General features: G+C 65.4%; 20 protein-coding genes. 8 read left to right on the forward strand and 12 right to left on the reverse strand.

Annotation, left to right across the window (positions count from 1 at the left end):
* Positions 1–258: 258 nt before the first annotated feature.
* Entirely contained in the window at positions 259–729 is a 471-nt protein-coding gene (locus HL666_RS04080; RefSeq protein WP_172110727.1) for a DoxX family protein, read from the forward strand.
* 60 nt (positions 730–789) lie between these two features.
* Here the strand turns inward: HL666_RS04080 and HL666_RS04085 are convergent, their stop codons facing one another.
* The gene (locus HL666_RS04085) at positions 790–1,560 is read right to left on the reverse strand and encodes a serine acetyltransferase domain-containing protein (RefSeq protein WP_172180024.1); all 771 of its coding nucleotides are present in this window, start codon (positions 1,558–1,560) and stop codon (positions 790–792) included.
* 325 nt (positions 1,561–1,885) lie between these two features.
* Here HL666_RS04085 and HL666_RS04090 point away from each other — a divergent pair, with 325 nt between their 5' ends.
* From HL666_RS04090 to HL666_RS04115, 6 genes are all read left to right on the forward strand, one after another.
* Complete coding sequence (locus tag HL666_RS04090; protein ID WP_172133337.1) at positions 1,886–2,986, forward strand: C40 family peptidase; 1,101 nt, start codon at positions 1,886–1,888, stop codon at positions 2,984–2,986.
* An 88-nt stretch (positions 2,987–3,074) separates the two neighbouring features.
* Positions 3,075–3,311, forward strand: a complete 237-nt coding sequence (locus tag HL666_RS04095; RefSeq protein WP_172133336.1) for a hypothetical protein — start codon at positions 3,075–3,077, stop codon at positions 3,309–3,311.
* A 113-nt stretch (positions 3,312–3,424) separates the two neighbouring features.
* Positions 3,425–4,255, forward strand: a complete 831-nt coding sequence (locus HL666_RS04100) for a hypothetical protein (protein WP_172180026.1) — start codon at positions 3,425–3,427, stop codon at positions 4,253–4,255.
* A 397-nt stretch (positions 4,256–4,652) separates the two neighbouring features.
* Positions 4,653–6,002 carry a hypothetical protein gene (locus tag HL666_RS04105; RefSeq protein ID WP_172180028.1) on the forward strand — a complete coding sequence of 450 codons (1,350 nt, stop codon included), beginning with the start codon at positions 4,653–4,655 and terminating at the stop codon, positions 6,000–6,002.
* 723 nt (positions 6,003–6,725) lie between these two features.
* A complete protein-coding gene (gene amaB, locus HL666_RS04110; protein ID WP_172180030.1) occupies positions 6,726–8,276 on the forward strand; it encodes an L-piperidine-6-carboxylate dehydrogenase in 1,551 nt (516 codons plus the stop codon).
* 75 nt (positions 8,277–8,351) lie between these two features.
* Positions 8,352–8,552: a DUF3606 domain-containing protein gene (locus HL666_RS04115; protein ID WP_172110721.1), complete on the forward strand. Its 201-nt coding sequence runs from the start codon at positions 8,352–8,354 to the stop codon at positions 8,550–8,552.
* A 2-nt stretch (positions 8,553–8,554) separates the two neighbouring features.
* On the opposite strand, the gene HL666_RS04120 is transcribed toward HL666_RS04115, so the two are convergent.
* Both HL666_RS04120 and HL666_RS04125 read right to left on the reverse strand, forming a co-directional pair.
* Positions 8,555–8,755: a zinc finger domain-containing protein gene (locus HL666_RS04120; RefSeq protein WP_172110720.1), complete on the reverse strand. Its 201-nt coding sequence runs from the start codon at positions 8,753–8,755 to the stop codon at positions 8,555–8,557.
* A 59-nt stretch (positions 8,756–8,814) separates the two neighbouring features.
* A complete protein-coding gene (locus HL666_RS04125; protein WP_172180032.1) occupies positions 8,815–9,108 on the reverse strand; it encodes a hypothetical protein in 294 nt (97 codons plus the stop codon).
* A gap of 171 nt (positions 9,109–9,279) precedes the next feature.
* On the opposite strand from HL666_RS04125, the gene pncA reads away from it, so the two are divergent.
* Positions 9,280–9,924: a bifunctional nicotinamidase/pyrazinamidase gene (gene pncA / locus HL666_RS04130; RefSeq protein WP_246741442.1), complete on the forward strand. Its 645-nt coding sequence runs from the start codon at positions 9,280–9,282 to the stop codon at positions 9,922–9,924.
* Positions 9,925–9,934: 10 nt separating this feature from the next.
* On the opposite strand, the gene HL666_RS04135 is transcribed toward pncA, so the two are convergent.
* The 9 genes from HL666_RS04135 to HL666_RS04175 form a co-directional block, all read right to left on the reverse strand.
* The gene (locus HL666_RS04135) at positions 9,935–11,488 is read right to left on the reverse strand and encodes a hydantoinase/oxoprolinase N-terminal domain-containing protein (protein ID WP_172110717.1); all 1,554 of its coding nucleotides are present in this window, start codon (positions 11,486–11,488) and stop codon (positions 9,935–9,937) included.
* The gene (locus tag HL666_RS04140; protein ID WP_172180034.1) at positions 11,489–12,592 is read right to left on the reverse strand and encodes an S-methyl thiohydantoin desulfurase family protein; all 1,104 of its coding nucleotides are present in this window, start codon (positions 12,590–12,592) and stop codon (positions 11,489–11,491) included.
* A gap of 78 nt (positions 12,593–12,670) precedes the next feature.
* On the reverse strand, positions 12,671–13,756 hold the full coding sequence (locus HL666_RS04145) for an ABC transporter ATP-binding protein (RefSeq protein ID WP_172133329.1): 1,086 nt from the start codon (positions 13,754–13,756) through the stop codon (positions 12,671–12,673).
* Positions 13,753–14,817: an extracellular solute-binding protein gene (locus HL666_RS04150; RefSeq protein WP_172133328.1), complete on the reverse strand. Its 1,065-nt coding sequence runs from the start codon at positions 14,815–14,817 to the stop codon at positions 13,753–13,755. The genes HL666_RS04145 and HL666_RS04150 overlap by 4 nt, the downstream gene beginning before the upstream one ends.
* A gap of 14 nt (positions 14,818–14,831) precedes the next feature.
* On the reverse strand, positions 14,832–15,710 hold the full coding sequence (locus tag HL666_RS04155) for an ABC transporter permease (RefSeq protein WP_172133327.1): 879 nt from the start codon (positions 15,708–15,710) through the stop codon (positions 14,832–14,834).
* An 8-nt stretch (positions 15,711–15,718) separates the two neighbouring features.
* Positions 15,719–16,594: an ABC transporter permease gene (locus tag HL666_RS04160; RefSeq protein WP_172180036.1), complete on the reverse strand. Its 876-nt coding sequence runs from the start codon at positions 16,592–16,594 to the stop codon at positions 15,719–15,721.
* A complete protein-coding gene (locus tag HL666_RS04165; protein ID WP_172110711.1) occupies positions 16,594–17,376 on the reverse strand; it encodes an IclR family transcriptional regulator in 783 nt (260 codons plus the stop codon). The genes HL666_RS04160 and HL666_RS04165 overlap by 1 nt, the downstream gene beginning before the upstream one ends.
* Positions 17,377–17,529: 153 nt before the next feature.
* Positions 17,530–21,069, reverse strand: a complete 3,540-nt coding sequence (locus HL666_RS04170; protein ID WP_172180038.1) for a molybdopterin cofactor-binding domain-containing protein — start codon at positions 21,067–21,069, stop codon at positions 17,530–17,532.
* Complete coding sequence (locus HL666_RS04175) at positions 21,069–21,551, reverse strand: (2Fe-2S)-binding protein (protein WP_172180040.1); 483 nt, start codon at positions 21,549–21,551, stop codon at positions 21,069–21,071. Before HL666_RS04175 ends, HL666_RS04170 begins: the two co-directional genes overlap by 1 nt.
* Positions 21,552–21,716 lie beyond the last annotated feature (165 nt).

Raw genomic sequence — 21,716 nt, forward strand, 5'->3', positions numbered from 1 at the left:
TGTTCTGATAGTGCACTCTCCACTCGGTGACGGTGCACTCAACTTCTGCCGCCCGTTCCTGGCGTGGAGAGTTGAGGCACTATCCCCGTCGAGCGCAATCACGCGCATCACCCGGAGAAATACCTGATCAACGCAGGGATCGCGCGACGCACGATCCCGCAACGCAGCCCTGAGTTTTCACCGCGGCGCACTTGATTTGCCGCAATGGCGGCAACTCTGTTCGATGGAACATTCGACTCAACAGAAAGGAGTTGAGTCATGTGGCTCACAAAGGACGACTTCCGCATCAAGGCGGACAATTTCGATCTTACGAACGGCTCGAACATTCTTCGCATCATTTGCGGATTGTTTCTGTTTCCTCACGTCGCGGGAAAGTTTGCCGGCGGCGCGGTGTCGGCCGCGACTGCGGGCTTCTTCGCGAAGGCAGGCTTTCATCCGCCGGAGGCCTGGGTTTTGATCGCTGCCGCCGCGGAATCCGCCGCCGGAATAGCGTTGGTGCTCGGCATCTGCACGCGCTTCGCCGCGCTCGGCGCCACCGCGTTGCTGCTGTTCGCGGTCTACGCGCTGCAGGTCGTCAAGGGCTTCGGCTGGACCTGGAACACCGGCGGCTATGAGTATCCCGTGTTCTGGGCGATCACCTCGCTCGTCGTCGCCATCGAGGCATGGAAGACGCATCTCGCGCAGGCCAAGCCGAGCGCCCGAGCCCTGCCGGCAAACGCTGCGGCCTGATCTTCGGACCGCGATGAGGACATGAAAGCCGCCCATGGGCGGCTTTCGCGCGCCATGGCCTCACGTCCCGGCCGGGCTCGGTGTGTCCAGGCAGTTCGTCAGCCGCGCCGGCGTGCCCACGGCCGTGCAGCCGGCCGGCACATCGGATGTGACCACCGCTCCTGCGCCGATCTTGGCGAAGTCGCCGATCGCGACATCGCCGAGCACCGTCGCGCCCGACGACAGCAGCACGCCGCGGCCGATCCGCGGGCCGCGCCCGGGCAGGGCATCGTGACGCCCGATGGTGACGTTCTGCAGGATGGTGACGCCGTCGCCGATGGTGCTGAACGCGCCGATGACGATGCCGGTGGCGTGATCGAGAAACACCGCCGTCCCGATCTGCGCCGAAGGATGGATGCTCACCTGCAGCGACGTCGACGCCTCGGCCTGGAGCAGCAATGCGAGGTCGGGCTGCGCGTGGGTCCAGAGCCAGTGCGAGACACGAAACGCCTGCATCGCGATGTAGCCCTTGTAGTTCAGCAGCGGCGGCAGCAGCGACGTGGTTGCCGGATCGCGGGCCGCGATGGCGCGCAGATCAACGCCGGCGGCATCGACGAGATCGGGGGACGCGCGCTGGGCTCGGCGCGCGATGGCAGCAAGCTGCGCGCGCTCGCCCGGGGTCCTGCCGAGGCGGGTGCCGATCTGGTGCGCCACGACACTGCCGAGGTCCGGATGATCTTGAATCGCGGCCGCCGCGGCGCCGCCAAATATCGGATCGCTCACCAGGCCCAGCCGGGCCTCGTCCTGGATGGACTGCCAGACGGCGTCCCGCGCTGAGTGCGTTTCGGTCATGGTCGATTGCCCGCTTGCCGGAGGAGGCGGGCAACATAGCCCGACCCCGGCGCTGTCGAAACCGGGATCTGCCGGCATCTCCTTCGTGCTGGCTGGCGGCCGTCGGCGCCGCGTCCTGTTAGTTGCCGGCTGACGGCCGGAAGCTTGGCAAAGGGGGCAGGCCGGGCTAGCATCGCCGCGTCGAGAAAGGCACCGCGAGGAACGGACCGAAAAAACAGAGACCGGGATCAGGGGGGAGGCGTTGATCAATTGGTCGGAGGAGTTTCCTTTTCTGAAGGACCCGGATCTTCCGCCGGAGTACAAACGGATTCTGCTGGACAAAGCTTTGGAAGAACGAGCTCAGCTCGCGCTGCTACCCGAGAAGCGCGCGGAAAGACAGACCTCGGATCGGATCGAACGCCTCAAGTTCTGGCACAACACGCCATTGGTCGTGACGCTCGTCGGGACGATCACGATCATGGCGAATGGCCTCGTCGGGTACTTCCAAAGCCAGCAGACGACGTTCAATTCGATCGCGATCAAGCAACTCGAATCGACGCTGGGGGAGGCACAGAAGCGTTCGGATGACGAGCGCGAGCGTCAATTGGCCAAGCTCAAGAACGACCTTCAGGAGGGCGCGGCTGCCGCGGACGCCACACGCAAGGCGACCAAGGAGGAGCGCGACTTCGCCTACAAGGTCATCGAGAAGGAGCTGGCGAAGAGTGACGATACGCGAGCGCGCGCGGCGGTTCTGTTGTTCCTGGTTCGCGCGGGCGTCCTCAACAGCCTGAACCGCGGCGAGCTGGAACGAATGGCGCTCGCCGATCTGGAGGGGACGAAGTCGCCCAGCGAAGCGGTGATCCCTCCGACCCTGGGGCGTCGCGACTTCGAGCTGCCGCACTACAATCTTCAGCCGCCTGCGCCCAGTCCCGGCCAGACCCAATCGGCGAGCAGGCTCCTGACCCTGGCGGTCAGCGAGATCAACAAGAACGTCGAAGAGACGACATCGGCCGACCGGATTGCCGACTATTGGCGGGCCGTGAACCTGGACCCGATGCAGATGGGGCAGGCGCCGTGGAGCGCGGCGTTCATCTCGTGGCTGATCCTCAAGGTGGACAGTCCGGTGAAGATCACGCCGTCCGCAGCCAACGCCCAGATCTGGAACGATGCCCTGCGCAAGAAGCTCACATTCCTGCCGGGCGAGAAGCCGGCGCTGCCCGGCGATATTGCCGTCTTCCTCCGGGTAAGAACGGCTTCGGAGCTGAGCGATGCGCGCGCCGGGAAGTCCGGCGGCACGCCGGGGCAGGCCGGCGTGATCTATTCCGTCGACGGGAGCACGTTCACCTCGATCGAAGGCAACAGCGCGGATGCCGTCAGGCTGGTCACGCATGGCATGACCGAGCCGAACCTGCTGGGCTTCATCCGCCTGGCTGATGCCGTCCCATGATGCGACTTCTCGCGGCCTGCCGAAGCTCAGCCGTCATTCGGCGAGCCGCGCGAGGGTGCGGCGAGCGATCACCCGAGGCCATCGTCCGATGCAGGTGACGTCGATCCTGCTCGTCATCGTCCTGCCCTTTGCATGGGCGGTGCTGAAATTATTCAACAGCCTTCGAACGATGCAGGTCAGGCTCGGCGTCGGACTGGTGCTGTCGAGATACGACAACCCGCGACTGTTCTGGCTGCTGGTCGCGCTGCAATCCCTGGCAATCGGCGTTCTGCTCGCCGTACTCTACGCAGCCTATGTCGTGCTCCCGATCCAGATCGCGAGCTAGCACGTGGCGAACCGTTGTGGGCGCATGATCGTCTGGCTTTTCGTCAGATGATGCATATGTGCACCGGCGCGTACGTCGCGCGGCAGCATCACTCTTTGCGGGGGACATCGTGCATGGTCGTCAATCGTGAGATTGGTGAGATATTCAAGAGGGCGGCCGCCTGGCTGCCGCCCCCATCCTATCTGATAGCTGTGACGATGCTTGCCGGATTGGTCGCCGGCTCGATGGCTGTCGATCCGGGACTTGCATTCATCTCCTGGTATTGGGCGTTCGCGATCGCCGGCTGCCTGTTGGGAATTTTCGGAGCTCTTCGCATTGCTCTCGGCCTTGGAGCCCCGCGCTGGATCGGCGCGGCCCTCGCGCTGCCCTGCCATCTCTGGCTCGTCAACGTGGTCAAGCTGATCGGTGATCAGCCGCTGTCCTCCATGGAGAGGATCGTGTTCGGCCTGGCGGCCCAATTGGCCTTCCTCGCGGCAGCGGCCGGCGCGCTCAGGCTGGTCGAATGGTTGTCGAAGCCGAGGTTCATCTTTCGCGTCGGATACTGGTTTCTGGCCGTCTTTGCCGTGCTCGCCTGCGTGGACCCGGCGGTCAGCGCCGCCGGTTGGACTTTTGCAAGGACGCCGTACTGGCTGATGCCGTTTCAGGCCGTGCGCGCTGCAGCCACGCTGGTTGCGTGTGGCGCATTCATCGGCGCTGCCTTGGTGCTGTCGTTACGGCGAGGCGGAGAGCCGTGGACCGGCGTCGTACTCAGCCTGATCGTCGCACATATGCTCTACGATGCAATGAGGCTGACCTTTGTTCTCGAGGTCCACGAACGTGTCGTGTCATTGTGGGGCCCGGCGACCATGCTGGTGGCCGCTATTGCAGTGTGGCGGATCGGGACGGTCCTGCACGCGGGAGCTGTCGCGCGGGGGCCGGCCTCCGTGCATAGGTCCGCGGTTTGACGCGGCCCTCGCTCTGGCCTGCGGGAGCTCGGCTCGTCCCGTCTGACGTCTCCCGCGCCGGTCAAGTTTGAGATTTCGTTTTAGACGAATTATATGCGTCGTTGTCGTCCTGACGACCGCCAAGAAAAGAGGACGGGCTCAACGCCCGTCCTCAATTTGCTGGGACAGGGTGTTGTCTCTATCCGTGAGCCAACAGCAGAAGCCAGTAGCCGACGGCCATCACTAGGTGGGCGGAGATCAACGTAATGCAGGCGTAGGTCATCATTGGGGTGCCCTTTCCTGAGCGCACCGGGCGGAAAAATGTTCCGGCGAGCAATGCAAACCGTATATGTGCATCGGTTCCACGGGCAGGTCGGGATAAATCCCGTTGTTTGACAAAGGCTTGCGGAGGTTTTTGATGGCTAGGCGGACGGAATACCCACCTCACCCTTTGGGACGGCTGGTCGCAGCTCAGCGACACAACGCTCTCCGGGATCCCATAGATCCCAAGCTTCCACACCACGTGCGCAACTACCTTGCGGACGTCAAGGGTAAGCTCACACGTATCGACGTCGCTAATATCGCGGCCTGCATTGCGGAAAGCGGAGCAACCAAAATTCGGCGTGTCACGATTTCGAAAGAGGATGTCGAGAGCGTTGAATTGAAGAAGTACGAGGGGGATGATGAAACGTTGTATTGGATACTTCGTGGCTCTCTCATTTCACACGAAGATGCAGCTGAGTTGCTCAACAATCAAAGCCTGAGGGTTGGCAGCGAGAACGTCGCAGGCATAAACTCGCATCTCATAACAGGAGACGTAAGGCAGCGATATGCTGCAGCTGAGTTCGGTCCGCTAGCATGTGCGGCGCTCAGCATTAGAAAAAGCTGGACAACTTGGGTCGACGTTGTTTCGGCAGGACCCGGAGGATTTGGCCGCGATGAATTGCAGCTTCAGATATTAAGGGCGCCGAAGGTCCTAGATCCAGAAGATGCGCAGTTCAACAGCCTTGCCGTAGATATTAAACGGGATTGGAAGCGACGAAAATCTGAAACAAGCGATAATCCAACCGTCGCTATAAAGTCGATAAGTGTAACTACGAAACCTGACTTGGATGAACGGCCGATATTGGACGTAAAGTTTGTTCGATCGTTCTACCGGTTCAATTGCGCGGCGAAGGGGCCGGGCGGACTGCGCTTCAGGTGGGAGCAGTTGATTTCACAGGATGATCCCAAAAATGTTCTGACGCACCTAACATCAGGTGTCGGAGTCGTTGTCAACGTTGTATGCGCTAGAGACGATTCCATCGTAATCGGCCAGAGGCAAAACGTAAGTTTCCGTCGCGATGAATTTGACGTGGCGGTCGTCGAAGGCATTCGTCCGACGGCAAATGTGAATAGGCTTGGGCGTATCGACTTGTTTGCAGTCGTCAGGCGCGCCTTAGACGAAGAACTTGGTTTGAAGTATTCGCAAGTTGCAATCGGTCGTGATTCCGAGTCCCTGATCAAGGATCTTCGCGTGGTCGGATTCGGCGTAGATTTGCGGTACTATCAGTATAATTTTCTCTGTAACGTTGTGCTTGATGCGGAATTTTCTGATGTCGCCGCGATGTGGACCCATGCAGTGGATCGAAGGGAGAATAAGAAACTGTATCACTGGCCGGCCGACCTCGAAGAGGTGATCCAGAGAATAAGAGTAAGTGATATTTGGAGCGCAGGAATGGCTTGCTTGATGCGCACGTCCGATTATTGGCATGCCGCAGATGAATAGACGGATCGTGGAGTATTCAGGCTAGGCGATGATCCCCCCCCTCCAGTGCGCTCCGGACCTGCGGGGCGCGCACCCTTCTTTTCCTGCCTCACAAAAGATTCCTCTTTCGCTTTTCCAGAAAGTATGCTCTATTGCACGCATCCTGCTTCGCCACGAGGGGCGTATCGCGATCGTCACGACACGTGAGGCGGGGAGGCGATGGCCGCGGGCTTGCCGTCGCGCACCTGGTGCGCGGACGAGCGGTGAGCTTTCGGACGCAAAGTCGTGTGGTTCTGGCGCCGCGACGCTGGCGCTAAGCTTTCGGGCGATCCCGAGGGCGACGGTGGCTAAGGAGCCGTACACCGAGGAGAGCACGATATAAGCGTGAGACCATCGCGCAGGGAATGCCGGAGTTCGGCTGAACCTGTGGTGACTGCCGCCTGCTTTTTTGCTGCAGGCGGGCCATGGGTTGCGGCCAGCGCCCGGCATTCCCTGCGCCCTCGTGCTCTGCGAGGGTCCGTCGATCTCAACAGCCCGGGCGCGTCGGCGTCGCGGATCGCGCCGATATGCGCCGGTCCGTCATGAGTCGGTCCGCCGCCCTGTCATCCCGCCGCCGAGTGGCCGATTGCCCAGCGCCCCGATGCTCGCGCCCCGCCGGAATTTGATCTACACGGGGGCATTCACGATGGATCATCCATGATCGTCTCACGCGCACCGGCGCGAAAGACAAATCCGGAGTTGCATATGTCCGCCAGCCCTGCCGATCCTCTCAACCTCACCGCCCAGACGGCCGAGATCCTGACCTCGCTCGGTGTCGCGCCGGAGCGCCTGCGCGGCGGGACGCGCGCCGCCCGCTCGCCGGTGACCGGCGAGGTGCTGGCGCATGTGCATGACGACACCAGGGCGGACGCGACGGCCGTGATCGCGCGGGCGCATGCCGCGTTCCTGCAGTGGCGGCTGCTGCCGGCGCCGAAGCGCGGCGAGCTGGTGCGGCTGCTCGGCGAGGAGCTGCGCGCCAACAAGGCGGCGCTCGGCCGGCTGGTCTCGATCGAGGCCGGCAAGATCGTTTCCGAGGGGCTCGGCGAGGTCCAGGAGATGATCGACATCTGCGACTTCGCCGTCGGCCTGTCGCGCCAGCTCTACGGCCTGACCATCGCCACCGAGCGCGCCGAGCACCGCATGATGGAGACATGGCATCCCCTCGGCGTGACCGGCGTCATCTCGGCCTTCAACTTTCCCGTCGCGGTGTGGGCCTGGAACGCGGCGATCGCGCTGGTGTGCGGCAACAGCGTCGTCTGGAAGCCCTCGGAGAAGACGCCGCTGACGGCGCTGGCGACCGACGCGCTGCTGGCGCGTGCGCTGGCCCGCTTTCGCCGTAACGGCGGCGACGCGCCGGATGGTCTGACCGGCCTGCTGCTCGGCGGCCGCGCCGTCGGCGAGATGCTGGTCGACGACGTCAGGGTGCCGCTGGTGTCGGCGACCGGATCGACCGCGATGGGACGCGTGGTCGGCGCCTGTCTTGCCGGCCGCTTTGCCCGCGCCCTTCTCGAGCTCGGCGGCAACAATGCCGCGATCGTCGCGCCCTCGGCCGATCTCGATCTCACCTTGCGCGCCGTGGCCTTCGCCGCGATGGGCACCGCCGGCCAGCGCTGCACCAGCCTGCGCCGCCTGTTCGTCCATGCGGATGTGTATGAGCATCTGGTGCCGCGCCTGAAGCAGGCCTATGCCTCGGTCGCGATCGGCAATCCGCTGGAGCAGGGCACCTTGATCGGTCCGCTGATCGATCGCCGCGCCTATGACACCATGCAGGACGCCCTGAGCGCGGCGCGGGATCACGGCGGTCGCGTGTTCGGCGGCGAGCGCATCGCGGTCGGTGGCTTTGAAGGCGCATTTTACGTGCGGCCGGCGCTGGTCGAGATCGCCACCCAGAGCGGCCCGGTCGAGCGCGAGACCTTTGCGCCGATCCTCTACGTGATGCCCTATCGCGACCTCGACGCCGCGATCGAGCTGCACAATGCCGTGCCGCAGGGACTGTCGTCGTCGATCTTCACCAACGATCTGCGCGAGGCCGAATTGTTCGTGTCCTCGCGCGGCTCCGATTGCGGCATCGCCAATGTCAACATCGGCCCTTCGGGCGCCGAGATCGGCGGCGCGTTCGGCGGCGAGAAGGAGACCGGCGGCGGCCGCGAGTCGGGATCGGATTCATGGAAGGCGTATATGCGCCGCGCCACCAACACCGTGAACTACGGCCGCAGCCTGCCGCTGGCGCAGGGCGTCAAGTTCGACATCGGGTGATCGGCATGAGGCCTCCTGTCGTCGGCGGAACTGATCGGCCGATTCGTGCGTTGCGCGCTGACAAGGAGGACCATCATGGCCACGACGAAGAAGGCCGCGGCGAAGACATCGGCGCGTGGACGCAAGCAGGATCGTGCCCGCGTCGCGGGCGGTCAGGACTACGAAGTCGGCTACGAAGCCAGGAAGAGCGGCCGCTCGGCGTCGGCCGTGAAGAAGGCGGTCAAGAAGGTGGGCAACAGCCGCAAGAAGGTCGAGCGCAAGCTTTCGCGTTCGTGACGTCAATTCTTCTGCGGCCGCTCCGGCGGCCGCAGCGATCCCCTGGTCCAGCCGAGCGCCCTCGGCGAATGCAGCGGATCGGGACCGTCGCAGACCGGACAGATCAGCTCGTGCCGCTCGCCCTTGCCTTCGCGCACCACGAGGGCCCGGCCGCAGGTCGGGCATGGTTTACGCAGCAGCCATGGGGCGGAATGCTTTGGCATGACGACGTCTCCCGGTCGATGCCGCAGGCTAGGACATCTTCGGGTAGAGGCGGAATCACTTATCTGAATCTTGGCAATTCTTCCGCCTCGCCTTCGCCAGAACACTCAGGGCAGGTGTCGCCGATCGCGCCCAGCACCTCCTCGATCGCTGCAACCGCTTCCGAACGGCTGACACCGCGCGGCGGATCGTCGCGCGCGATGCGGAGTGCCGCTGCCTGCGCCTGCGGATCGCCGCGATCCAGCATCCAGCCGTGCGGCTCGCACGCGACGATCGCCCCGGCGTCCAGCAGTGTGGCGATCGCCCAGCGCTCGAGGCGCTGGCTGGCGGAGCGGCATGTGACGGCGGTGGGCATCGGCTTCTCTCCAGCGGGGAGAATCCATCAGTCCGTCCGGCGTTTCCAGGGCCGGCCCGCAGGGCAGGGATTCCAGAATGGAGGGGCTGGCTGTTGGCGGAATGTTCGGCGGTCCGGCTTGAGATCGCCGCGTGCCGAGGCCATCCTTGGCGGAATTTTTGGCGAAGTTTGATGAAACGGGTGCAGACAGGGATGCAGATCAAGGCCAACGAGGATTTGCTGCTCATCATCGATGTGCAGAACGACTTTTGCCCCGGCGGCGCGCTGGCGGTGGCCGACGGCGATGCCGTGGTCCCCGTGATCAACCGGCTGAGCGGGCTGTTCGATCACGTCGTGCTGACGCAGGACTGGCATCCGGCGGGACACAGTTCGTTCGCCTCCAGCCATCCGGGCAAGGCGCCGTTCGAGAGCGTCACGATGCCCTACGGGCCGCAGACCTTGTGGCCGGACCACTGCATCCAGGGCACGCCGGGCGCGGCGTTTCATCCGGGCCTTGCAACCGACAAGGCGCAGATGATCATCCGCAAGGGCTTTCGCCCCGCGATCGATTCCTATTCGGCGTTCTTCGAGAACGACAAGACCACGCCGACCGGCCTTGCCGGATATCTGCGCGAGCGCGGATTGAAGCGGGTTTTTCTCGTCGGTCTCGCGACCGATTTCTGCGTGCACTATTCGGCCGTCGACGCGCGCCGGCTCGGCTTCGCGGCGGTGGTCGTCGACGACGCCTGCCGCGGCATCGATCTCGGCGGCTCGATGGCGGCTGCCAAGGCTGAAGGCGCCGAGGCAGGGGTGATCAGGATGGCCGAGCTGGCGTGAGGCGGCGCGGCTACGCGGCCGCGCCGATGTTCGGCTCGGCGATGGCGCCGGCCACGCGGACGCGGACGCGCAGCGCGTTGCCGGGGAGGTAGGCGATCGGCATGTCCTCGACGTCGACCGTCTTGAGCGTATCGGCTGCGGCGCCGGCCTGCACGGCCCGCGCCTCGGCGATGCCGCGGGCGGCCGCGATGGCCTCGTCGCGGGTCATGTCGCGGAACACCTGGTCGGCCTCGCCGGAGACCTGGGCGATGGCGGCGCCGACCGCGTTGGCGCAGTCACCATGGTCGACGCGGACGATCTCGGAAATGCCGGCAAGCCGCTCCGGCACCAGGAAGGCGCCGCCGCCGACCGCGAGCAGCGGCACGTCGCCGGCCTCGGTCTTCATGCGGTCGATGTCGCCCTCGAGCTTGCGATGGGCATCCGCGAGCGCGGCGTCGATCAGGCTTCTCGGCAGATGCGCGACGCGCGCGCGATCGCCGATGTCGATCAGCCCCGCTGCGACGGCGATGTCGGTTGCGGTGAGCTGGTCGCCGCCGAACACCAGCGCGTCGGACGTCAGCCGGTATCCGACGCTGACAGGCCCGACGCGGACCGGGTTCTCGTCGACGTGGCTGCCGCCGCCGAGGCCGATCGAGAGCAGGTCGGGCATCCGGAACAGCGTGCGCACGCCGCCGACCTCGACCACGGCGTTGGCCTCGCGCGGAAAGCCGTGGCGCAACTGGCCGATGTCGCTGGTGGTGCCGCCGACGTCGACGACCATGGCGTCGTCGAGGCCCGAGAGATACGCGGCGCCGCGCATCGAGTTGGTGGCGCCGGAGGCGAAGCTCATGACCGGGAAGGCGGTCGCGATCTCCGCCTGCATCACGGTGCCGTCGTTCTGCGTCAGGAACAGCGGCGCATCGATGCCCGAATCCGCGATCGCCTTGCGGAAGGCGGCGACGGTCGTGACCGCGAGGTCGTGGAGCGCGGCGTTGAGCAGCGCGGCATTCTCGCGCTCCAACAGGCCGATCCGTCCGAGGTCGTGCGAGAGCGTGACGGCAACGTCGGGGCAGATCTCGGCAAAGATCTCCCGCGCGGTGTTTTCGTGGGTCGGATCGAGCGGCGAGAACGACGAGGCGACCGCGACCGAGCGCAGCCCCTTGGCCTTGATCGCGCGCGCGGCGGCCTTCAGGCCGTCGGTGTCGAGCGGCATGAAGAGGCGGCCATCATAGTCGTGCCCGCCCTCGAGCATGAAGGTCTCGCCGCTGACCAGCGCGGCGAGGTCCGCCGGCCAGTCGCAGAACGGCGGCAGCGACGCCGAGGCCGGCATGCCGATCCGGACGGCGCCGATCTTCTGCAGGTGCCGGCGCTGCACCACCGCATTGATGAAATGCGTGGTGCCGATGACGACCGCATCGACCGGCACGGCCGCCGCGGGATTGGCGCGCAACGCCTTCAGCGCGGCCAGAATGCCGGAGGTGACGTCGGCGGTGGTGGCGGCCTTGACGGAGTGGACGACCTTGTCGTCGGCAATCAGGACGGCGTCGGTGTTGGTGCCACCGACGTCAATGCCAATCCGCTTCATTCAGGACGCTCCAGGGGTCGCAAACAGCGACCGGAAATCGAGGTCATAACCAAAGGCGCGGGGGCCCACGAACTCCAGCCCTCGAGGGCTGGTCAGCACGGCGGGGGCGGGCAGCGCGGCGACGGTGACGCGCTGGCCGTAGCGCACGGTTTCCGTGCCGATGCCATGGCCGTTCACGCTGTCGAGCACGCAGATCAGGTCGGGCGACATTGCGATCGCCTGCGCGTCGCGCCAGGCCACGATCCACTCGTTCTGAAACGACAGCTTGAGCCGCGTGCCGCGATCGCCGTCGCTGCCCTCCACGACCGCAGAGCCGCGCAAAAAACCCTCGGTGGTGCGGCGCTCGACGTCGACGATCTTGCCGGTGAACAGCCGCTGTCCGCCCTCGCAGGCGAGGATCGCCGCGATCGGATCCTGGTGGTTCTTGTTCGCGGCGTTCACGGCCCGGCCGATGGCGATGGCCTTGGTGGTCGTGAAGTGGATGCCCCAGTCCTTGACCTCGCGGCCGGTGCGGGGCGCCTTGCTGGTCGATGCGATAGAGCCCATCTCGACGCAGATCTTGCGGCTGGCGCGCTCCATCCACTTCCACGAGGGCACCTTGGTCACGACGACCTCGATGCCGCGCGGATCATACAGCGTGCACGGATAAGGCTTGAGATCGCCGATCGCCACCGATGTCATCTGCGCCTCCGGGAAGGCGCGTCCCATGCAGTCGGCATCGACCACGGGAATGCCGAGATGCGCGGCCGCCATCAGCGCCTGCATGCCATTGCCGCCGCCGATCTCGACCGACATCACGGCGCGAAATTTGATGCCGTTGATCTCCTCCTGCATGCGCACGGCGCGCGCGATGCTGCGGCTGTCGGCGAGCCGCTCCTGGCCCACCAGAGGCGCGCCCATGTTGGACACCACGGCGACCCAGTCGTCGTCGCCGAGATCGAGCGGCGACATCAGCTGCACGCGATGCCCTTCCGCATACAGCCGGCGCAGATTGAGCAGGCCGAGATAGGGGCTGCCGCCGCCGCCGGTGCCGAGGATCCAGGCGCCGACCGCCAGCGCCTCGATGTCGTCGAGGCTGATCGTCTTCATATCGGCCGGGCTCATGACGCCGGCTCTGCGACGAAAACCTGTGCGGGCGTAACGCGGCACGGCTGCATGGATGAAAACATGAGGTTCAAAACATCAATCCTCGAGAATGACGAGATCGGCCGGACGCCAGCCAAGCGCGACCGCCTGTCCTGGCGGATGCAGCGGGGCGCCGGAATTCGGCTGTTGCACCAGTACGCGATGCCCACTGTCGAGGACCAGGCGATAGAGCACGGCGCCGCCGAGGAAGTTCGTGCTCTCGACCGTGCCGCGCGTGGACATGCCCTTGCTCCTCGCCTCGACGGGATCGGCCGGCGCGACCGCGATCTTTTCCGGCCGGAGCGCGACCGACAGAACCTCGCTTCCGGCTGCTGCGATGTTGTCCGGGAGCGCCAGCAACAAGCCATTGCCGGCAGCGATGCCGATGCCGTGATCCATTGTCACGCGCTGACCGCGGAAGATGTTGGTGTCGCCGATGAAGTCGGCGACGAAGCACGTGCGCGGCTGGTCGTAGATCTCGACCGGCGTGCCGATCTGCTCGACCCGGCCGGCATTCATGACCGCGATGCGGTCGGACATGGCCAGCGCTTCCTCCTGGTCGTGGGTGACGAAGACGAGCGTGAGCCCGAGCGCCTTCTGCAACTGCTTGAGCTCGAACTGCATCTGTTGCCGCAGCTTCTTGTCGAGTGCGCCGAGCGGCTCGTCGCAGAGCAGGACACGCGGCGAGATGACGATGGCGCGGGCGAGCGCGACGCGCTGCTGCTGGCCGCCGGACAATTGTGCCGGCTTGCGGTCCTCCATGCCCGAGAGCTCGACCATCGCGAGCGCTGCCTTCACCTTGGTCGCGATGGTCGCCTTGTCGATCTTACGCATGCGCAGGCCGAAGGCGACGTTCTCGGCCACCGTCCGGTGCGGGAACAGCGCGTAGTTCTGGAACACCATCGCCATGTCGCGCTTGTGCGCAGGGACATGGGTAATGTCGGCGCCGTCGAGACGGATCTCGCCGGCGCTGGGACTGTCGAAGCCCGCGATCATGCGCAACGTCGTGGTCTTGCCGCAGCCGGACGGACCGAGCAGAGAGAAGAACTCGCCCGGCCTGATGTCCATCGCGATCGCGTCGACGGCGCGGACGCCGCCGTCATAGATCTTGCTGACGCCCGCGATCTCGATGTTTGCGCTCATGCACGGAAGATCCGGTTGACCCGGCTGTCGATCTCGTCCTTCTGCGCGTTGTACCACTTCCAGTCGACCTGGATGAGCTTGCCGACCTTCTCCGGCGTCGTCAGCAGCTTCGCATCATACCTGGCGTCGAGCTTGACCTGCTTGTTGGCCGGTGAATACCAGACGGTCTCTGCGAGGCGCTTTTGAACGTTGGGGCGCAGCATGTAGTTGATATAGGCGTTAGCGAGCTCCTTCACCTTGCTGCCCGGCGTGATGCTGAGCACCTGCTCGAGCGACAGCACGCCCTCGCTGGGCGTGACGAAGTCGACCGGCTGGTTCTGACCATCGTAGCGATAGATGCCGGAATCGTGGAGAATGCCGATGCCGGCCTCGCCGGACAGGATCAGCTTCTCCATTGCGCCGGTGAAGTCGACGAGCTTGATCGGCTTCAGCTTCTCCAAGGCCGCATAGGCGGCGTCGAGATCGGTCTGACCCTTGCCGTAGAGCGTGCCGCACATCATCACGAAGGCCTGCCCCAGGCTGTTGGCCGGGATGACGTAGCCGCCGCGCGCGCCGTTGAACTTGGCGTCCCAGTAGTCCTTCCAGGACGTGACGCTGCCATAACCCTTGTCGGTGCGCATGCCCAGACCGATGGCGCTGGTAAAGATGCAGACACCGACGATCTTGTCGCTGACGGCATAGGGATAGACGTCGGCGATGTTCGGCACCAGCTTGGGGTCGATCTTCGGCTCGACGAGACCCATCTCGACGGCAGCCCACTGCTCGTTGGAGTTGGTGTGCAGCACGTCATAGACCGGCGCCGAGCGCGAACTCGCCTGCAGCTTCGGCAGGAACGGCAGCGCGGTATCGGTCTTGAGCTTGCACTTGAACTCGCTCTCGAAGGCCGGGCCGATCTCGGCCTTCATCACGTCGCCCCATTTGCCGCCCCAGCCGGTGATGTTGAGAACGGGTTCATCCGCGCGCGCGACATAGGGAGCCGCGAGAATGCCGGCGCCGAGCGAAGCTGCGCCGGTCAGCAGGCGTCGGCGGCTGAGGGGAAAGCGATGCGATGAAGCGGTCATGTCCAGGATCTCCCTTAGAGCTTGACGTAGGAGCGCAAGCCGACGGTGCGGTCGAGCGCGAGGACGACCATGAAGGCGAGCAGGATCGATACCACGGAGGCGGCACCAATTGTGCCGTCGAGATCGAATTTGAGATAGTTGAACAGCGTGATCGGCATCGTTTCGCTACCGGGCGCGACCAGGAACAGCGACACCGGAAACTGGTCGAACGAAACGATGAAGGCGAAGATCGCGCCCGCCAGCACGCCGGGCTTCACCAGGGGAAGGGTTACTTCGAAGAAGGTCCGGACCGGGCTGGCGCCGAGATTTTGCGCCGCTTCCTCCAGCCGCACATCGAAATTATGCAGCACGGCAAGCGTGGTGCGGACGACATAAGGGATCGTCACCAGCGTATGGCCCGCGACCAGTCCCCACAGCGGACGGCCGACATCGAGCAGGACGTAGGACTGAAACAGCGCGAGGCCGGTCAGGATCGCCGGCAGCATCAGCGGCGACAGCATGGTCGCCACGATCAGGCGCGAGCCCGGCAGGTTGCCGCGGGCGATGGCGAGCGCGGCGGAAGCGCCGAGCACGGTCGCCGCCACCGTCGTCATCGCCGCGACCTCGAGGCTGAACAGCAGCGCATGCATGAAGTCGCGCGAGGCGAAGAATTTTTCGAACCAGCGCAAGGAGACGCCGACCGGCGGAAACTGGATGAAGGGCGTCGGGTTGAGCGCGAACACGATCACGATGGCGATCGGCGTCAGCAGGAAGGCGAGGACGGCGATGTTGGCCGCCAGGTACAGCGTGCGGCCTAGGCGTCGCGGCGGCGCCTTGGCGACAAGTGCCGGCGCAGCCGTCAGATCGATCGGAGCGGTCAAATGAGGCTGCGATTGAGGCGCGACGCTCGTCATCACCGGTCTCACTGCAGCCCGCGCTGGCCCGAGACGAGGCCGAGCATGTGATTATAGGCGATGACGAGGATGAGCGAAATCGCGAGCAGCACCATGCCGAGGGCCGCGGCGAAGCCGACGTTGAAGTTCGCGGAGATCTGCTGATAGATCAGGATCGGCAGGGTCATGATCTGGAAGCCGCCGAGCAGGATCGGTGTGACGTAGGCGCTGATCGCAAGCGCGAACACGAGCAGCGAGCCGGCGAGGATGCCGGGCAGGCTGAGCGGCAGGGTGACTTCCATGAACGCGCGCCATGGGCTGGCGCCGAGATTCTCCGCCGCCTGCTCCAGCCGCTCGTCGATACGGCCGATCACCCCTGTCAGGGTCAGCACCATGAACGGCACGTAGATGTGGACGAGGCCGATGATGATGCCGGTCTCGTTGTACATCAGCTGCAGCGGCTTGGTGATCAGCCCGAACGAGGTCAGGATCTGGTTGATGACGCCCTTGTCGGATAGCAGCGTCATCCAGGCGAAGGTGCGAACGACGATGCCGGTCAGCATCGGCGCCAGAACCGCCATCAGCAGCAGCGCATGGCCGGTGCGGCTCCTGATCCGCGCCATCCAATGCGCCAGCGGATAGCCGATCACCAGCGCTGCGAGGGTGGTCCAGAGGCCGATCCGGATCGTGGTCCAGATCACCTCGAGATAGTAGCTGTCGTTGCCCATGCGGGCGTAGTGCTTGGTGGTGAAGCCGACATTGGGCATGACCACGGGATTGCCGGTCAGGACGCTCATGACCGCCATCAGCCCGATCGGCAGGAAGAAGAACAACGCGAACAGCAGCGCGCTCGGCAGGATCAACAGCGCGAGGCTGTTGACGCGCGGCGCGCTGGTCGCGGGCATCAGGAGGCGAGTCCGGTCAGCTGCTCGATGGTCTGGCCCAGCGGATCGCCCGTCATGCGCCGCAGCTTCGCGGCCATCGCGCCGAGCTCGCGGCGGACGTTGGCGCGCTCGATCTCGGTGGTGGCCTGGACCGAATAGGAAACTGCGATGCCGATCAGCTCGCCGCTCTCGCCGCTGGCGAGCGCGAAGCCCTGCGAGCCGACGCCTTCGATCGCCTCGTCGGCGGCGTCGGAGATGCCGGTGCGGCGGATCTCGTTCAGCCGGGCCATCAGCTCGGCGAAGTTCTGCGGCGAGTTGGCGGGGACCTTCGGATAGTCGAGCGGCACGCGCGCGCGGATCTCCTGGTCGGACAGACGCGCCAGCATGGCGCGGCCGTTCGAGGTGATGATCGCCGGCGTGCGCTGGCCGGGGGGATTGACGACGCGCAGCGGGTTGGAGCCTGGCACGATGCGCAGCACGACCTGCTGATAGCCATCGAGCACGGCGATGTAGCCGGTATGGCCGGTGCGCGCGCAGACGTCGCGCAGCTCGCGCTCCGCGGTGGCGATCAGGTCGTCATGGGCGCGATGGAGGCGTCCGAGCTCGAAGGTGAGCAGGCCGGGGCGGTAGCGGCGGCTGTGCGGATCCTGCTCGAGCAGGCCGCAATCGCGCAGCGAACGGAGCAGGCGGGAGGTCGAGCTCTTCGGCTTGCCGGTGAGGACTTGCACGTCGGCAAATGAGAGGTCGGGCCGCGACGTCGAAAAGCAGCGCAGGATGTCGATGGCGTTGGTCAGGGCGCTCATGATGATACCGTTTGTTCCATTTTTCGGAACGTAGTCCCGAATTCTAGAAGCGGCAAGGCGTCTGCCGCAAGGCGAAATTACTGGCAAAGCGGTGCCCGAATGCGCGTCAGGGTGGTGGTCGCGGCGCCGGGCGGAGGGGCAGCATCGTCGACCTCAGTGCGGCTGGGCCGAGCGGATGCGGCTGACGACGGCGTCGACGCCCGTCCAAGCCGGCTTGTCCGGCGCAAACTGGCCGCGCAGATAAGAGACGAGCCCGGCAAGCTGCGCGTCGCTCAAATGATCCTTGAAGGCCGGCATGTAGCCGAGGTCGGACGAGGCAGGCTTCATGATTCCGTGCAGGATGACCTGGATCAGATTATCCGGCGTCGCGCCGTGCAGGTTGCTGTTGAGCGCGAGCGAGGGCCGGCTGCCGAACAGCGGCAGGCCGCCGACCTCGTGACAGACCGCGCAGGCGCCCAGATAGAGCCGCGCTGCCGGAGACGAGGCCGAAGTGACCTTGGTGCGCGCCTCCAGCTCCGAGGCCAGAGCTTCCAGCTTTGCCGGCGCGGGCGCGGGCTCCTGGAACGAAGCGAGATAGGTCGCCATCGCGCGGACATCGGCGTCCGGCAGCGTCGCGAGATCCTTGACGATCGGCGCCATCGGTCCAGCGGCTACGCCATGGAATCGCGACTGTCCCGAACGGAGATACGTGTAGAGTTCATCCTCGGTCCACGGGATCGGCGCGGTGGAGAGCGACGTCAGCGCCGGCGCCTCCCAGCCATCGGCAAAGCCGCCGGCTAGATAGGCGTTGCGCTGCTCGGCGCCGAGCGCATTGCGCGGCGAGTGACAGGCGCTGCAATGGCCGAGGCTTTCGACGAGATAGAAGCCGCGATTCCACTGCTCTGATTTGATCGGATCGGGCCGGAATGGCTGCGTGCTGTGAAACAGCGCGTTCCACCCGGCAACGAGTGGGCGGAAATTGAACGGGAAACGCAGTGCATTATCCGGCGCCTGCTGCCGCACCGGCGTCTGTGCCATCAGATAGGCATAGATCGCCTGCAGGTCGGCATCGTCGGTGCGCGCGAAATGCGTGTAGGGGAAGGCCGGATAGAGCTGCCGGCCGTCGCGGTGCACGCCTTCGCGCATCGCCCGCTCGAAGGCGGGATAGGACCAGGCGCCGATGCCGGTGTCGACATCGGGCGTGATGTTGGTGCTGAAGATCGTGCCGAACGGCGTTTCCAGCGCCCGGCCACCGGCATTGATCAGGCCGCCATCCGCAGTGTGGCAGACCGCGCAATTGCCGAGCGCCGCGAGTGTCTCGCCGCGCGCGATCGTCGCCGCGGAATAGACCGAGGGATCAGGACGCGTGATCGGCGCGATGGCCCGCCACGGCAGCACGGCGGCCGCGACGCCGATGGCCGCGGCACAGGCGGCCACGGTGCTGGCGATGAGGCCGCCACGTTTGGCAAACGGCTTGAGCCACGTCCTTGCCGGCCTGTCCGGTGCGGGAAGCGATTGGGGCGTCACCGGCTCGACCCGTTCGCCACGCAATCCCTTCAGGATGCGCTCCGGCGTGAAAGGCGGCTCGCGGAAGCGCACGCCGGTGGCGTCATAGATTGCGTTGGCGATCGCCGCGGCGCTTGGCACGGAGGCGGACTCGCCGACGCCGAGCGGCGGCTGATCCGGCCGCGGCAGCATGAGAACGTCGATCTCAGGCACGTCGGGAAAGGTGATGATCGGGTAGGCGCCCCATTCCCGCGCTGCCACCTTGCCGCGCGCGAACGGAATCTCCTCCATCAGCGCGCGGCTGGTCGACTGGATGACGTTGCCTTCGATCTGGTGCCGCACGCCGTCCGGATTGATCATCAGGCCGGAGTCCTGACCGGCAACCACGCGTGTGACGCTGACGTCGCCGGTCGTCGTATTCACGGCGACATCGGCGATCCATGCCGACCATGCCGCGCCATAGCCGGGAAACTTGCTGTGGACATAGAGCGCATAGGCAAAGCCGCGGCCGCGGACGACGCCATTGTCGGGCGTCTTTTCTTCCCGCACCGGACGAGGCGTCCAGCCGGCGCGCTCGGCGACGGCGTTCACAAGGTCGCGCGCGCGCTCGTCCTTGAGATAGCGCAGCCGGTATTCGATCGGATCGACCTCCGCCTCGGCGGCGAGCTCGTCGATATAGGATTCGTGCGCGAACGTATTGGGCAGCGCGGAGACGCCACGGATCCAGGACGCGCGGACGACCGGCGGCATGTCATGCGCCGTCACGCGCATGTGGTCGTAATCGTAAGGCGGGATCGCGGTGCGGTCGCCCATCTCGAAGATGGCCGGCTCCGGAGCGATGCGGCCGGTCAGCAGCAGCGCCAGCGTCGGCGCGCCGTTCGACGGATAGCGGGTGGCGAACTCGTAGGCCGCGACCGAGCCGTCGGCATTGAGGCCGCCATTGACGTCCATCAGTTGCGCGGTGCCTTTCGGCTCCCACAGATGCTCCTGCTCGCGCGTCAGCTGCACGCGCACCGGGCGGCCGACGGCGCGCGACAGCAGCAGCGCATCGGCGGTGACGTCGTCGGCGCAGTTCCGGCCGTAGCAGCCGGCGGCTTCCAGCCGGATCAGCTCGATCTGATCCTCTGGGCAGTCGATCAGCTTGGCGAGATCGGTACGCAGGATGTGCGGGTTCTGCGTCCCCGAATAGATCCGGATCTGTCCATCGCGAACATCGGCGACCGCGCAGGACGGCCCGATCGAGCCGTGCATCTGATAGGGCCAGAGGTAGGTCCGCCGCATCGGCTTGGCGGCGCCGGCGATCGCGGCATCGACGTCGCCCTTGTCGAGCAGCCGGCGCGGTTCGGAGGGATTGGCGCGCAGCGCATTCTCGACGTCGTCGAGATCGCGCAAGGTCGGCACCGGCTTCCAATTCACCTTCAGCCGCTCGGCGGCGAGGGCCGCGGTCTCCTCGCGTTCGGCAACCACGCCGATAAAGTCACCGATCACGACGACATCGATCAGCCCCGGGATGTCGCGCACTGAATCTTTGTCAACGCCAACAAGGCTGGTGCCGACGAACGGGCCGGCATCGACGCCGACATAGGGAGGGCGAACGACGCGGCCGTGCAGCATGCCGGGAACGCGCACGTCGTGCACGTAAGTGAGTTCGCCGGTCGCCTTGGCCGGCAGATCGACGCGCGGCACCGAGCGGCCGACCACCTGGTAGTCGTCCACGGATTTGACGGCGACGTCGTCGGCGAGCTCGAGGCGGATCGTGTCGTCGCCGATCAGCTCGCCATAGCTGAGTACGCGATTGTTGGGACCGCGGACCAGCCCGTCCTCAACTGTCAGTTCCTGAACCGCAATGCCCGACTGCGCCGCCGCGCGCGCCAGCAGAAAGGCGCGTGCCTGCGCCGCCGCCTTGCGCAGCGGCACGGCGGTGATCTGGATGGTCTCGCTCGCGATGGTCGCGCCCTGGTTCGGCACGACGGCGGTGTCGCCAAGCACGATGACGACACGGGCGAAGGAAACGTCGAGCTCTTCTGCGACGATCTGTCCCAGGGCGGTGCGGATGCCGGTGCCGAGATCTACGTGCCCGTTGAAGGCCGAGACTTCGCCGGCCGCGGTGATTCTGATGAAGGTTTCAAACGAGCCGTCGGCGACGCGGCGCTCGACGGTCAGTATGCCGCGCGGATCATCGGCTTTGGGAGCGGCGCGCTCAGTCATCAGTCCAGCGCCTTGAGCGTGTGTCCGGCGGCGCGCATCGCGGCGCGGAGAATTTCGACATGGGCGCCGCAGCGGCAGAGATTGTAGCGCAGCGCCTCCTTGATCTCGTCGAGCGAGGGATCGGGTTTGATGGCGAGCAGCGCCTTGGTCGTCATGATCATGCCATTGAGACAATAGCCGCATTGCGCAGCCTGCTCGGCAATGAAGGCCTGTTGTACCGGATCAGGCGCTTCGCGCGAGCCGAGCCCTTCCAGTGTGGTGACGGTGCGGCCGGCACAGCCCTCGATGGGGACCACGCAGGAGCGTGCGGCGCGGCCGTCGATCAGTACGGTGCAGGCGCCGCACTCGCCGAGGCCGCAGCCGTATTTCGGACCATTCAGAGCCAGATCGTTGCGCAGCACGTGGAGCAGGGGCGTGCCGGGCGCGGCGGCGACGTCATGCGTCAGTCCGTTCACGGTCAGCCGAATCGGTGCTGGCGTCATGCCCTTCTGTCGTCCGCTGTGATATCGTTAACGAGAACGCAATCGCGATCGCCGGGAGCCTATCGTTTGTGTACTAACATGCAAGTACCGCGTTTCGCATTGCAGCGTGTGCACGATTTGTCGTCATTGTGCAGGGCAAACTGATCGATTATCCGGCAAACCTGC

Origin of the sequence: Bradyrhizobium aeschynomenes (genome assembly GCF_013178945.1) — a bacterium.
GTDB lineage: Bacteria > Pseudomonadota > Alphaproteobacteria > Rhizobiales > Xanthobacteraceae > Bradyrhizobium > Bradyrhizobium aeschynomenes.